General features: G+C 62.2%; 12 protein-coding genes. 11 read left to right on the top strand and 1 reads right to left on the bottom strand.

Annotated elements, in window-relative coordinates; all coding sequences use genetic code 11:
• The 8 genes from ACLK1G_RS07410 to ACLK1G_RS07375 all read left to right on the top strand — a co-directional run.
• On the top strand, positions 1-1,575 hold a 1,575-nt coding region (locus tag ACLK1G_RS07410; RefSeq protein ID WP_420764831.1), incomplete at its 5' end, for an RHS repeat-associated core domain-containing protein.
• Between the two features lies 1 nt (position 1,576).
• A complete protein-coding gene (locus ACLK1G_RS07405; RefSeq protein WP_420764830.1) occupies positions 1,577-1,975 on the top strand; it encodes a hypothetical protein in 399 nt (132 codons plus the stop codon).
• A 532-nt stretch (positions 1,976-2,507) separates the two neighbouring features.
• The gene (kdpF, locus tag ACLK1G_RS07400; protein ID WP_032863112.1) at positions 2,508-2,597 is read left to right on the top strand and encodes a K(+)-transporting ATPase subunit F; all 90 of its coding nucleotides are present in this window, start codon (positions 2,508-2,510) and stop codon (positions 2,595-2,597) included.
• An 8-nt stretch (positions 2,598-2,605) separates the two neighbouring features.
• Positions 2,606-4,300, top strand: coding sequence for a potassium-transporting ATPase subunit KdpA (gene kdpA / locus ACLK1G_RS07395; RefSeq protein ID WP_420764829.1), 1,695 nt, complete (start codon positions 2,606-2,608; stop codon positions 4,298-4,300).
• 9 nt (positions 4,301-4,309) lie between these two features.
• Entirely contained in the window at positions 4,310-6,364 is a 2,055-nt protein-coding gene (gene kdpB / locus ACLK1G_RS07390; RefSeq protein WP_420764828.1) for a potassium-transporting ATPase subunit KdpB, read from the top strand.
• A 33-nt stretch (positions 6,365-6,397) separates the two neighbouring features.
• Positions 6,398-6,943: a potassium-transporting ATPase subunit KdpC gene (kdpC, locus tag ACLK1G_RS07385; protein WP_420764827.1), complete on the top strand. Its 546-nt coding sequence runs from the start codon at positions 6,398-6,400 to the stop codon at positions 6,941-6,943.
• 131 nt (positions 6,944-7,074) lie between these two features.
• Positions 7,075-9,726 (top strand): DUF4118 domain-containing protein, encoded by a 2,652-nt coding sequence (locus tag ACLK1G_RS07380; protein ID WP_420764826.1) that lies wholly within the window; start codon positions 7,075-7,077, stop codon positions 9,724-9,726.
• 47 nt (positions 9,727-9,773) lie between these two features.
• Positions 9,774-10,478 carry a response regulator gene (locus ACLK1G_RS07375; protein ID WP_420764825.1) on the top strand — a complete coding sequence of 235 codons (705 nt, stop codon included), beginning with the start codon at positions 9,774-9,776 and terminating at the stop codon, positions 10,476-10,478.
• 172 nt (positions 10,479-10,650) lie between these two features.
• Here the strand turns inward: ACLK1G_RS07375 and ACLK1G_RS07370 are convergent, their stop codons facing one another.
• Positions 10,651-11,688, bottom strand: coding sequence for a patatin-like phospholipase family protein (locus ACLK1G_RS07370; RefSeq protein WP_420764824.1), 1,038 nt, complete (start codon positions 11,686-11,688; stop codon positions 10,651-10,653).
• 208 nt (positions 11,689-11,896) lie between these two features.
• On the opposite strand from ACLK1G_RS07370, the gene ACLK1G_RS07365 reads away from it, so the two are divergent.
• The 3 genes from ACLK1G_RS07365 (at position 11,897) to ACLK1G_RS07355 (ending at position 13,994) form a co-directional block, all read left to right on the top strand.
• Positions 11,897-12,187, top strand: coding sequence for a hypothetical protein (locus tag ACLK1G_RS07365; RefSeq protein ID WP_420764823.1), 291 nt, complete (start codon positions 11,897-11,899; stop codon positions 12,185-12,187).
• 102 nt (positions 12,188-12,289) lie between these two features.
• Positions 12,290-13,051 carry a CHAD domain-containing protein gene (locus ACLK1G_RS07360; protein ID WP_420764822.1) on the top strand — a complete coding sequence of 254 codons (762 nt, stop codon included), beginning with the start codon at positions 12,290-12,292 and terminating at the stop codon, positions 13,049-13,051.
• Positions 13,052-13,196: 145 nt separating this feature from the next.
• On the top strand, positions 13,197-13,994 hold the full coding sequence (locus ACLK1G_RS07355; protein ID WP_420764821.1) for an acyl-CoA thioesterase: 798 nt from the start codon (positions 13,197-13,199) through the stop codon (positions 13,992-13,994).
• Positions 13,995-13,998 lie beyond the last annotated feature (4 nt).

Genomic DNA, 13,998 nt, shown 5'->3' with positions numbered 1-13,998 from the left:
TGGGCGAGCCTGCATTATCGCTACGACAATGTCGGCCGGTTGGTCCATTGTCGCCTGCCCGATCGCAGCACCCTGGATTACCGCCACCTGCGAGGCGGGGCGCTGATTGCCATCGACCTCAACGGCACGTGCCTGACCGAACACCGCTTCAAGGGCGGCCGCGAACGCCAGCGCCAGCAGGGCCAGTTGCTCAGCGACTACAGCTACGACGAACAGGGTCGCCTCAAGGCCCAGACCGTGTGGCAAAGCCAGCAAAAACAACTGTTCTGGCGTGACTATTCCTACAGCGCCAACGGCAACCTCGCCGTGCTTTCCGACACGCGAAACCGACGCGGCTACCAGTACGACGCGCTGGATCGCCTGGTGCGCATCGACTACGCCCACAGCCAACCCCCGGAACACTTCTCCCACGACCCGGCCGGCAATGTGTTGTTCAACGACCGTCCCGGCCCGACCACCCTCAAGGGCAACCGTCTACTGATGGAGGGCGATCGTCACTATGACTACGACGCCTACGGCAACCTGGTCCGCGAACGCCGCGGCCATGCCCAGTGCCTCGTCACGCAATACCGCTACGACAGCCAACATCGGCTCATCGGCGTCACCACTCCCGACGGGAGCGAAACGTCCTACCGCTACGACGCCTTCGGCCGACGCATCGAAAAGACCGTGGACGGCCTCACCACGGAATTCATCTGGCAGGGCGACCAGGTCATCGCCGAAAGCAGCGACCGTCACTACCAGAGCTACGTCTATGAACCCGGCACCTTCCGCCCCCTGGCCCTGCTGGAAGGCGCAGGCCCGGAAAAAGCCACGCCGTTCTACTACCACCTCGACCACCTCGGCACTCCTCAGGAACTGACCAGCCACCAAGGCGAAGTCGTCTGGGCCGCGCGCTACAACGGCTACGGCAAACTCACCGAACTGCGCCACGGCGATGGCAAGCGCCTGGAACAACCGCTGCGCTTTCAGGGGCAATACCACGACCGGGAAAGCGGCCTGCATTACAACCGGCACCGGTACTACAATCCGGAGACGGGGCGGTATTTGACGCTGGATCCGAGCAAGCTCAAGGGTGGGCTCAATGGGTATCGGTACACCCTGAACCCGACGGGGTGGGTGGATCCGTTGGGGTTGGTGGATTGTCCTGGGACCGGTGGGTGTAAGCCGGCGGTTGGAGAGCAGGATCCGGCGGCTAAGGTTGGCGTGGATGACGGGCAGCCCACTCTTCCCAGAGCAGTCCCCAACCCTAAAGACTTCGGATCAAAAGAGAAGCTGGACGGACATTTTGAAAAACATGGTGCTGAGTTTGGTGCTAAAAATGCTGACGACTATCTATCTATTGCCCGTCAAATCGTAGATAACGGCATAAAGGTCCAATATCCGTACAGAAATGAGACACGCATGGGATTTGTGATGTTTCTAGCGAACAACAACAAAGGTAAATCAAAGTTCGCATTTGTTGGAACCAACAACAAACATGAGATTACGACAGCCCATGTAAAGACAGACAAGGATTTTTGGAAAGCACTTAACGGCGACGCAAAAGACAAGACAATAAGGCCTTATGAATAACATGACAAAAGTTAAAATTCTTGCTATTGACGACATAGTAGAAGACTGCGCAACCCTCCTTATCGAAGGAAACATCGTGGAGTGCTTTGTCAACTCCTATCCGAGCAAGATAAGTGTTGGCGAAACGCACTTGGCAGAGTTGACGATTGATTATTCAGACCCCGTCCAAATTGAACTATCGGCTACGCCTGACGCACCGCTTGAGAAAAACGGCAAAGGATTCGGCTACTACCTGCATGGCTTATTGGAAAATGATATCTTCAAAACCTTTATCGACTTCCCGGATGAAGACCTACATTTCGACTACCCTGGGCTGCTGGGGCGATATGTAAAAATAAAAGTGGACCGGATCAACGTCAATTTTTTAAAGCCATTAAAAACCGTGTCAGCACGTTGCTGAGGATGGTCAGAAATAGCCGGATATTTTCCGGCTATCGAGCCGTCAGTACTTTCAAAAAACGATCGGTGTCGCAATTCCTTGCGGGTCTGCTTGCGTTTGCCGGGCGTACTCGGCGTCGGCAAAGGTCATCTGTTTCGTCATCGAACAGCTCGGCGACTGGTATCCGGCGATTTTGCCAAATTAGAAAGTCTTTTTCGAAATCGCAAAAAACTTGATACAGCTGGAATAAGCATTAGCGAACGCGCTAAATAAAATAAAAAAGATAGGCACCGGCAACAGGTTCAGTTCAGCTGATTGACACTGACCGAGAGAGGCCGTCAATCGCGAGCAAGATTGACGGCGTTATCCCTAAAGGGCCTCCACGACTTGAGCAATTCCGCTGCCTCGTGAATGGGTCACCCCCCCCTCAACCCCACCCCGTTTTTTTACAATTTCTTTATCCCTCCACCCAACCCTCGATCTCGCACCTTTACACCTTCCCTTCCGACAATCTCTCCACACACGGCACGACGCCGTACCACGGAGAAATCCCATGAGTGTTCTGGACGGGGTGTCGCTGCTGTTGGCAGTGGCGCTGTTCATTTATCTGTTGGTTGCGCTGTTGCGCGCGGATCGGGGTTAGGAGCGGTTATGCACGGCTATGACTACGGGCTGATCCTTGGCTTTTTTGCGCTGGTGCTCATTCCGGCACCGTTCCTGGGGCGGTTCTACTATCGGGTGATGGAAGGCCAGCGCACCTGGCTTTCACCGGTGTTTGGTCCGGTGGAGAGGTGTTGTTACAAGGTGGCCGGTGTCGATCCGACCACCGAGCAGAGTTGGCAGAAGTACACCTTGGCCTTGCTCGCCTTCAACCTGGCGGGTTTCGCTTTGTTGTTCGCGGTTCTGTTGTTGCAAGGGCATTTGCCACTCAACACCGAAAACCTGCCCGGCATGGAATGGACCCAGGCCTTCAACACGGCGGTCAGTTTCACGACCAACACCAACTGGCAGTCCTACAGCGGTGAGGCGTCCCTCAGTTACTTGAGCCAGATGATCGGCCTGACGTTGCAGAACTTCGTCAGCGCCGCCACTGGCCTGGCTGTGCTGGTGGCGTTGTGTCGTGGGATCGGGCGCAAGTCCGCCACGACCCTCGGCAATTTCTGGGTCGACCTGACCCGCGCCACGCTCTACGGATTGTTGCCGCTGTGCCTGGTACTGGCGCTGTTTCTGGTGTGGCAGGGCGTGCCGCAGACCTTCGCGCATTACATACATGGCGTGACGATGCAGGGCGTGGATCAAGTGATCCCGCTCGGGCCGGCGGCCAGCCAGATTGCAATCAAGCAATTGGGCACCAATGGCGGCGGTTTCTTCGGCGTCAACTCGGCGCACCCGTTCGAGAACCCGACGGCCTGGACCAATCTGTTCGAAGTCGCGTCGATCATCCTGATTCCGGCGGCGCTGGTGTTCACCTTCGGCCACTACGTCAAGGACCTGCGCCAGAGCCGGGCGATCATCGCCTGCATGCTTGCGCTGTTCCTGATCGGCGGCGCGACGTCGCTGTGGGCCGAGTCCCAACCCAATCCAGCCCTCGACAACGCCGCGGTTGAGCAAGCCGCGCCGCTGGAAGGCAAGGAGGCGCGCTTCGGCACCACTGCCACGGTGCTTTGGTCAGTGACGACCACGGCGGCGTCCAACGGCTCGGTCAACGCCATGCACGACAGCCTCAACCCCCTCAGCGGCATGGTGGCGCTGATGAACATGATGGTCGGCGAGGTGGTTTTCGGCGGCGTCGGGGCCGGGCTCTACGGGATGTTGCTGAATGTGCTGATTGCGGTGTTCCTCGCCGGGTTGATGATTGGTCGCACGCCCGAATACCTGGGCAAGAAGCTCGGTGCCCGGGAAGTGCAATTGCTGGTGGTTACGCTGCTGGTGATGCCCGTAAGCGTGCTGGTGCTCGGCGCTATCGCCGCAAGCCTGCCCGGCCCTGCGGCGGCGGTGAGCAACCCTGGCGCCCACGGTTTCAGCCAATTGCTCTACGCCTACACCTCGGCGGGCGCCAACAACGGTTCGGCTTTCGCCGGTTTTGGCGCCAACACGCCGTTTCACAATCTGATGCTGGGCCTGGGCATGTTGATTGGCCGTTTCGGCTACATCCTGCCGGTGCTGGCGTTGGCCGGTAGCCTGGCGATGAAAAAGCCCGCCCCTGTCGGCCAGAACAGCTTTCCCACCCACGGCCCGCTGTTCGTAACGTTGCTGACCGTGACCATCCTGTTGGTCGGCGGCCTGACCTTCCTGCCAACCCTGGCCCTGGGCCCGATCGCCGAACACCTGAGCCTGGGTTTCTGAGGATTTGAGATGAACATGCCGATGAGCAAGACCGTCGTCGCCAAGGCGCCGGAGCAACCGAAAACCAATCTGTCGGCGCTGTGGCGGCCTGCGTTGGTGCAAGCTTTCGTCAAGCTTGATCCACGCCAGTTGCACCGTGCGCCAGTGATGCTGGTGGTGGAACTCACCGCGATCCTCACCACTGTGCTGAGCCTGGTTCCCGACAGCACCGTACCGACTTTCGTAGCCGCGCAGATTGCCCTGTGGCTGTGGTTCACCGTGTTGTTCGCCAACTTCGCCGAAGCCTTGGCCGAAGGGCGCGGCAAGGCTCGCGCCGACAGCCTCAAGGCTGGCAGTGAAGGCTTGAGTGCCCGCCGCCAGACGGCGAACGGTTTCGAGGTGATACCCGCCACACGCCTGCGCAAAGGCGATGTCGTGCGCGTTGCGGCGGGGGAGATGATCCCCGGCGACGGAGAAGTGATCGAAGGCATCGCGGCGGTCAATGAAGCGGCGATCACCGGGGAGTCGGCGCCGGTCATTCGCGAATCGGGCGGGGATCGCTCGGCGGTTACCGGCAATACGCGGCTGGTCTCCGATTGGTTGTTGGTGCGCATCACCAGCAATCCCGGCGAATCCACCCTGGATCGCATGATCGCCCTGGTGGAAGGCGCCAAACGCCAGAAAACCCCGAACGAAGTGGCGCTGGATATCTTGCTGATTGGTCTGACGCTGATCTTCCTGCTGGTGGTGGTGACATTGCAGCCGTTCGCCCATTTCGCCAACGGCAGCCTGCCGCTGGTGTTCCTGGTGGCGCTGTTGGTGACGTTGATCCCCACCACTATCGGCGGCTTGCTGTCGGCCATCGGCATCGCCGGGATGGACCGCCTGGTACGCCTGAACGTCATCGCCAAGTCCGGCCGCGCCGTGGAAGCAGCGGGGGATGTGCACGTGTTGATGCTGGACAAGACCGGCACCATCACGTTTGGTAACCGTCGTTGCGCAGCGGTCTATGCCGCCCCGGGCGTAAGCGCCAAGGAGCTGGCCGAAGGCGCGTTGTTCGCCTCGTTGGCCGACGATACGGCCGAGGGCAAGTCCATCGTCGAATACCTGCGTGGGTTGCATCCTCAGGCTGAACCCGCCGCGCAGTTGCTGACAGCCGTGCCATTCAGTGCCGAAACACGCTTGTCCGGCGTGGATTATCAGGGGCGCGTGTATCGCAAGGGCGCGGTGGATTCGCTGCTGACTTTCATTGGCTTGCCCCGTGACGGACTGCCCACCGCATTGGGCCGGGAAGTCGACAAGATCGCCCAGAGCGGCGGCACGCCGTTGCTGGTCTGCGTGGACGGAAAATTGCTCGGCGCCATTCACCTCAAGGACGTGGTGAAGCCCGGCATCCGCGAGCGCTTTGCCGAGCTGCGCAAACTGGGGATCCGCACCGTGATGGTCACGGGCGACAACCCGCTGACCGCTGCCGCGATTGCCGCCGAAGCCGGCGTGGATGATGTGCTGGCCGAGGCCACGCCGGAGAAAAAACTGGCGCGCATTCGCCATGAGCAGAACGATGGTCGACTCGTCGCCATGTGTGGCGACGGTGCCAACGACGCCCCGGCCCTGGCCCAGGCCGATGTAGGCATGGCGATGAACGACGGCACCCAGGCCGCGCGCGAGGCGGCCAACATGGTCGACCTCGACAGCGATCCGACCAAGTTGCTGGACGTGGTGCAGATCGGCAAGGAACTGCTGGTGACCCGGGGCGCGCTCACCACGTTTTCCATCGCCAATGATATCGCCAAGTACTTCGCCATCCTGCCGGCGCTGTTCGCCTCCATCTATCCGCAGCTCGGCGTATTGAACGTCATGCATTTGCAGAGCCCGCAAAGCGCGATCCTGTCGGCCATCGTCTTCAACGCCCTGATCATCGTCGTGTTGATCCCCCTGGCCCTGCGCGGCGTGCGAGTGCAAGCCGCGAGCGCGGCGGCCTTGCTGCGCCGCAACCTGCTGATCTACGGCCTGGGCGGGATCGCGGTGCCGTTCGTGGGGATCAAGGCGATCGATCTATTGCTGACGGGATTGGGGTTGGTTTGAGCCTGAAGACATCCATCAACTGAGGATTTAGCAATGTTCACCTTGATTCGCCCGGCCTTGAGCCTGTTGCTGCTGATGACCTTGATCATCGGCATCGCTTACCCACTCATCGTCACCGGCGTGGCGCAAATCGCTTTCCCGGACCAGGCCAACGGCAGCCTGGTCCATGATGCCGACGGCAAGGTCCGTGGCTCCCGGCTGATCGCCCAGGATTTCGTCGGCGATGGGTGGTTTCACCCACGGCCCTCGGCTGGCGCGTTTGCGACGGTGGCCAGTGGCGCGAGCAACTTTTCGCCGAGCAACCCGGCACTGGCCACGCGGGTGATCGATGGCGCCCAGAAGCTGCAAGTGCCCGGCCAGGGACCGGTGCCCCTGGCGCTGCTGACCACTTCCGGCAGCGGATTGGACCCGCACTTGCCTCCGGCCGCGATTGCCTATCAACTGACGCGTGTCGCGGCGGCCAGGAATGTGCCAGTGTCGAGGTTGCAGCAGTTGCTCAATGACAACATCGAGCAGCCGTTGGTGGGACCGCCGGTGGTAAACGTGCTGGCGCTGAACATGGCCCTGGAAAAACTGTAGAAACCTGTGGGAGCGAGCTTGCTCGCGATAGCGGTGGGTAAGTCAATGACAGTGGCGGCTGAACGACCGCCATCGCGAGCAAGCTCGCTCCCACAGAGGCTCAATTCCATCCCTGAAACAAGAGACATAGCATGAGCGACTCCGGCCGCGCCGATGCACTGCTTGCCAATCTGCCCCGCCACGACCGTGGCCGCCTCAAGGTTTTTCTCGGCGCCGCGCCGGGCGTGGGCAAGACCTACGCCATGCTGCAAGCGGCTCACGCCCGGCTGCGCCAAGGCACGAACGTCGTCGCCGGCGTGGTCGAGACCCACGGGCGCGCCGAGACCGAAGCGCTGTTGAATGGCCTGCTGCAGCAGCCGCTGGTGCGTTCGGAATATCGCGGCGTGGTGCTCGAGGAAATGGACCTCGACGGCCTTTTGTCGTCTCGCCCGAGCCTGGTGTTGGTGGATGAACTGGCCCACAGCAACGCGCCCGGCAGCCGGCATGCCAAGCGCTGGCAAGACATCCAGGAGTTGTTGGCGGCAGGCATCGATGTCTACACCACGGTGAATGTCCAGCATTTGGAAAGTCTCAACGATCAGGTGCGCGGCATCACCGGCGTGCAGGTGCGCGAGACGTTGCCGGACTGGGTGTTGCATGAAGCCGACGAGTTGCTGCTGATCGACTTGCCGCCGCGCGAGCTGCTGGAGCGCCTGCGCGACGGCAAGGTTTATGTGCCGGAGCAGGCGCGGGCAGCCATCGATGCGTTTTTTACCCAGACCAATCTTACCGCGCTGCGCGAGCTGGCCATGCAGACCGCGGCGGCGCAAGTGGACGACGATCTGGCGCAAGGCTATCGGCAACTGGGCCAGGCGGCGCCGGCGGTGCGCGGTCGGTTGCTGGTGGGCGTGGACGGCGACTTGCAGGCCGAACGGTTGGTGCGCCACGCCAGCCGCGTCGCCCAGCGCCGGCATCTGCCGTGGAGCGTGGTGCATGTGGATAACGGCGGGGCGCGGGACGAGTCGTCGCGCCAACGCCTGCAGAACGCCCAGCAATTGGCCGAGCGCCTGGGAGGGGAAGTGGTGTCGCTGCGCGCCGGGGAGGTCGCGCGGACGTTGATCCAGCACGCCATGCAACGTCGCGCCACGTTGCTGTTGGTGGGGCAGTCCCGCCGGCGTCTGCGGCGGCGATGGTTTGGCGGTGGCCTGGCCTCACGCCTTTTGCGCAACGCCCGTGGCCTGGAAATCAACGTGTTGGACAGCGATGAATCGCCACCGCCCACGCGCTCGGCCCCGAGCACCCTCGCCACCGGTTTCGACTATGCCCTGGCGCTCGCGGCGACAGGGGCGGCCAGTGCCTTGGCCTGGGGAATCTCAGGGTTGCTGGCGCTGCCGAATATTTCCCTGGTGTTTCTGATGGCGGTGTTGCTGGTGGCGGTGCGCAGCAGCCTCGGCCCGGCCCTGGCCTGTGCGGCGCTGTCATTCCTGGCCTACGATTTTCTGTTTATCCCGCCCAATTTTTCCCTGACGATCCAACGCGAAGAGGACGTACTGACGCTGGTATTTTTCCTACTGATGGCCGCCCTGACGGGCAATCTCGCGGCCCGCCAGCGCCGTCAACTGCAAGCGCTGCGCGACACCCAGCAGGAAACCGGTGAACAGCTCGACCTGTCACGCAAGCTGACTGCCGCCACGGATCGCCAGGCCGTGATCAGCGCCGCCGTGCAACACCTCGACAGCGAGGACGATTTGCAGCTATGCCTGCTCAACCGCGACGGCGCGCATGGTTGGAAGGTCGAGACCGCCGAGCCGTTGACCTTCACCGAGGCCGAGCGCGCTGCCGCCGACTGGTCCTGGCAGCACGACCAACCGGCCGGTGCCGGCACCGCGACGTTGCCGTCCGGGCGCTGGTGGTGGTGGCCCTTGTCCAGCGAGGGCGCTCCGCTGGGCCTGCTGGGCGTCTGCCCGAAAGACGGTAAGCCGTTGAGCGGCCATCGTCGACGCTTGTTGGCGGCCCTCAGCCAGCCGCTGGCCCAGGCGCTGGCCCGGGCGCAACTGGCGCAGGATCTGGAAGCAGCGCGCTTGCACGGCGAAACCGAACAGTTGCGCAGTGCCTTGCTCGCGTCTGTCTCCCATGATCTGCGCACACCGCTGACGTCCATGCGCGGCAGCATCGACAGCCTGTTGGCGCTGGGCGAGGCGATCCCGCTGCAGGACCGTCGCGAGCTGCTGGAAGGCACCCGCGACGAGGCCGAGCGCCTGGACCGTTATATCCAGAATCTGCTCGACATGACCCGGCTCGGCCATGGCGCGCTGAAGCTGGCGCGCGATTGGGTGTCACCCGCCGACATCGTCGCCAGTGCGTTGAACCGTCTGCGGGCCGTGCTGGCGCCGTTGGCGGTCGATGTCCAGGTGCCGGTCGGCTTGCCGTTGCTGTATGTCCACGCCGCGCTGATCGAACAGGCCCTGGTCAATGTGTTGGAGAACGCCGCGCGGTTTTCCCCGGCCCATGGACGGCTGCTGCTCAACGCCGAGGCGACGGCCGACGAAATCCTGTTCGCCGTGGCGGATGAAGGGCCGGGCATTCCCGAGCAAGAGCGGGAAAAGATTTTCGACATGTTCTACACCGCTGCGCGCGGTGATCGAGGCGGGCAGGGCACCGGGCTCGGATTGGCGATCTGCCAGGGCATGGTCGGTGCCCACGGTGGGCGGATCAGCGTCGGCGACGGCCTCGACGGCCGTGGCACCTGCATCACTTTGCACCTGCCCTTGCAGGCACAACCAGGCATGGACGATGAAGCCTGACCGGCGCTGCGTTATGCTCTCGCCACTTGATTGGATGAATGGACCCCATGAGCCAGAGCGCGACCCTTTTGGTCATCGATGACGAACCGCAGATCCGCAAATTCCTGCGCATCAGCCTGGCCTCGCAAGGCTACAAGGTGCTCGAAGCCGAGACGGGAGCCGAGGGCCTGGCCCAGGCGGCGTTGAACAAACCCGACCTGTTGGTGCTCGACCTGGGCCTGCCGGACATGGACGGCCAGCAAGTGTTGCGAGAGTTTCGCCAGTGGTCGGCGGTGCCGGTGCTGGTCCTCTCGGTGCGGGCCAGCGAGGCGCAGAAAGTCGAGGCGCTGGACAACGGCGCCAATGACTACGTGACCAAGCCTTTTGGCATCCAGGAATTCCTTGCCCGCGTGCGTGCGTTGCTGCGCCAGGCGCCGCCAGGCGAGGCACCGCCGGCGGCGCTGACGTTCGGCCCGCTGACGGTGGACCTGGCGTATCGCCGGGTCCTGCTGAACGGCGCCGAAGTGGCCCTGACCCGCAAGGAATACGCGGTGCTGGCGCAACTGGCGCGACATCCGGGGCGGGTCATCACCCAGCAACAACTACTCAAGGACATCTGGGGCCCGACCCACGTTGAGGACAGCCACTACCTGCGCATCGTGGTCGGTCACCTGCGCCAGAAACTGGCCGACGACCCGACCCGGCCTCGGTTTATCGTGACTGAAGCGGGGGTGGGGTATCGGTTGTTGGAGGGTGGGCTTGATCACCGTTGAGATCTAAGGCCAAGCGCTGTCGTGGCGAGGGAGCTTGCTCCCGCTGGGCTGCGAAGCAGCCCTAAAAACCTGAGCATGGGGTGTGTCAGGCAAAAATCATATCTGAAGTTTTCGGGGCCGCTTCGCTGCCCAGCGGGAGCAAGCTCCCTCGCCACGGGAGCTCTGCGATCCTTCAATTCTGCTCACTCTCATACCGATCCAACGTATCCCGGGCGATCTCCCGCCCCAACGCGATCAGTTCCGGCGCCTTGTAGAACTCGAAGAACCGGCACACCCGTTTCGGCACGTTGATCAGCACGTCCGGTGGGTAACCGGCGATTTTGTACTGGGCCAGGGAGGTCTGCATTACTTCGAAACTCTGGTTGATCAAATCCAGCAAGGACGCGGGCCCGACGTTATCGATGATGAACGAGCCGGTGGCGGATCTTGGCGCACCGTCGCTCTCTGGCGCGGCGGCCGGTTGCTGGCCTTCCGGCTCGGCGGATTCGATCCACGGGTTGATATCGGCGGCCTCGGCCTTCAGCGCTTCCTGCTCCAGCAGCAGCAGCTGCTCGGCCTGTTTGCGGCGAAATGGCAGCCGTGAGCCCAGGGAGCTGACCAGGGTATCGAAGCGACGCCGGAACGCGGCGGGGCGCTGGATCACTGGCAGCCGATATTGCTTCTGGTTGGTGGCGTTGAGGTTGACCGCGATGATCAGGTCGCAATGGCTCGACACCACTGGCACGATCGGCAGCGGGTTGAGCAGCCCGCCGTCCACCAGCATGCGGTTGCCTTGCATCACCGGGGTGAACAGGCTGGGAATGGCCGCCGAGGCGCGCATCGCCTGGTGCAGGCAACCTTCCTGGAACCAGATTTCCTGCTGGTTGGTCAGGTCGGTGGCGACAGCCGTATAAGGAATGCGCAGGTCTTCGATGTTGAGCTCGCCGACAATTTTTCGGATTTGCCCGAAGACTTTTTCTCCGCGAATCGCCCCGAGACGAAAGCTGACGTCCACCAGCCTCAGCACATCCAGGTAGTCGAGGCTTTCGATCCAGTTGCGGTAATCCTCGAGCTTGCCGGCGGCGTAGATTCCGCCCACGACGGCGCCCATGGAGCAGCCGGCGATGCAGGCAATGTCGTAGCCGCGCCGTTCGATTTCCTCGATCACTCCGATATGGGCATAGCCCCGGGCGCCGCCCGAGCCCAATACCAATGCGACACGTTTTGTCATGAGCCGGCCTCTTATCGAACAGACGTCAACAATGCACTCATCGACGGCCCGGCTCAAATCGTTGTGGCGCAGGCGTCGTTTTTTGACACGCCGCGACGGCATTTGCGTATTCTCGTCCACACTTGAATATTGCGGTGGCGCCGAGGCACTTTTTCCCGGCGAAGCCGTCTTACCAGCACGACTGTTGACCTGACTTGAGGTGTTATCGATGAAAGCCCGGATCTGCCTGCCCCTGGTGGCATCCCTGATGGTTCTGGCCCTGGCCGGTTGTGCCGGCAAGACCGCGTACCGCGACAGTTGTGGCAGCCAACTCGACAGCGCCTGGCGCGAACTGGACCTGGCCAAGGCCGAAGGTTTTGCCGGTACGGTCAGCTACTCCAAGGCCCTGTCGCTGCTGACCGGCGCCAAGACCCAGCAGCAATTCGAAGCCTTCGAAGGCTGCACTCAAAAAGCCGAGAAGGCCCGCTTCTACATTCGCGAATCCCGCGCAGGACGATAAACACAGCGGCGAGCTACAAGCTGCAAGCTGTAAGTGGAAGCGAAACTGTTTTCCCTTGCGGCCTGTAGCTCGAAACTCGAAGCTTCGTACGGAGTACGCCCGATGATTGATCGGCTGGTGGCCCGGATACTGGGCCTGGAAGTCCGCCTGTTGGCCTGCCAGGCCCGCTTGAATGCCCAAACCGACAGCGAAGCTCTGCATGACCTGCGAACCACGGTCCGCCGGTTGCGCAGCCTGCTTCGTCCGTTGCGTGGATTGCCCGGTGTCGAACAGCTGGAAACGGCCGCGTCGGCAGTAGGAACCCTGACTACGCCCTTGCGCGACCGCGAGGTGCTGGCGGCTTATCTGCAAAAGCACGGCAAGACCGACGCGGCGCAGCGGCGCCAGGTGCAAATGGCCGAAGCCTATCCCGCCGTGGCCAGCAGCCCGGAATTGGCGCAGCTGCTGATGATTCTCGACGCGTTCCCACGCTTCATCCGCGCTGCCCAGCGCCAGGGCCTGCTTGCCGGGCTGCGCAAGCGCATCGAAAAACGCCTCGACAAGCAATGGAAAAAACTCGGCGAAGCCTTGCGCGACCCCGCCCATGACCGTCACCGGTTGCGCCTGTTGATCAAGCGCGTGCGCTACGCCATCGAGGCCTATCCTGAACTCGATCGCTTGCCGGAAACGGCCATGTCGCGGCTGAAGGCTGCCCAAGGCGCCCTGGGGGATTGGCATGATTGCTGGCAATGGCTGGCGCGGGCCGAGCATGAAGCCGATTTGCAAGCCTGTGTGCCGGTCTGGCGAATCACCATGGAAAAGGCCGAGGCCAAGTCCGACCGCGTGCTGGATAAACTCATCGCCAGTTGTTTCGATAAATCCTGAGGCTACCCAAAACCTCTGTGGCCATCCGGGGTGGATTCAAGCCCCACGGCTTTTCTGTCAGTCTCTTTGGCCGGAATGAGCGCTGTGTCGCTTGCCCGCGCTGGTTAAGATTCCTTCATCTTTTTCCGCTGCTCTCGAGGTCGACATGCGCTTCTCCGATTTGATCGATGCCGTGCGCCATCAGCCAGGCGCCGTTGTGATCCCTCCTGAATGGGGCCAGGGACGGGCCAGTTTTGGCGGGCTGGTGGCGGCGCTGCAATACGAGGCGATGAGGGCCCAGGTCCCGGCGGATCGCCCGGTGCGTTCGTTGGCGATCACCTTTGTCGGCCCCGTCGCGCCCGACGTCCCCGTCAGTTTTCAAGTGCAGGTGTTGCGTGAAGGCAAGGCGGTCAGCCAGGTCTTGGGGCGTGCGGTACAGAACGGTGAAGTGGTGACCGTGGTGCAAGGCAGCTTTGGCGCGTCGCGATCTTCAACCGTGTCGGTGCAGGCTGACCCCGCGCCTGAATTCAAGGATGTCGAGCAATGCCAGGAGTTGCCCTACATCAAGGGCGCTACGCCTGAGTTCATGCGCCATTTGGCGATGCGCTGGAGCGTGGGCGGGCTGCCATTCACCGGCAATAAATCCCGCAGCATGGGCGGTTGGGTACGTTTGCGCGGCGATGTGAAGGAACAGCCGCTGGACGAAGGGCATATCCTGGCGCTGGTGGATGCCTGGCCACCGGCGCTGTTACCACACCTCACCCAGATGGCCCCGGGCAGTACGCTGACCTGGACGATCGAGTTCGTCCAGCCGTTGCTGGAACTCACGACGTTGGATTGGTGCCAGTATTTGGCTGAGATCGAACACGCCCAGGATGGCTATGGCCATGTCGCGGCGAAATTCTGGAGTGCCGATGGGCGGCTGATCGCCATGAGCCGGCAGACAGTGACCATTTTCGGCTGAGACG

The sequence above is a fragment of the Pseudomonas algeriensis genome, from assembly GCF_048847255.1.
Classification (GTDB): Bacteria; Pseudomonadota; Gammaproteobacteria; order Pseudomonadales; family Pseudomonadaceae; genus Aquipseudomonas.
Note: the sequence above shows the minus strand (reverse complement) of the source record. Positions and strands in the feature narration are given on the sequence as shown.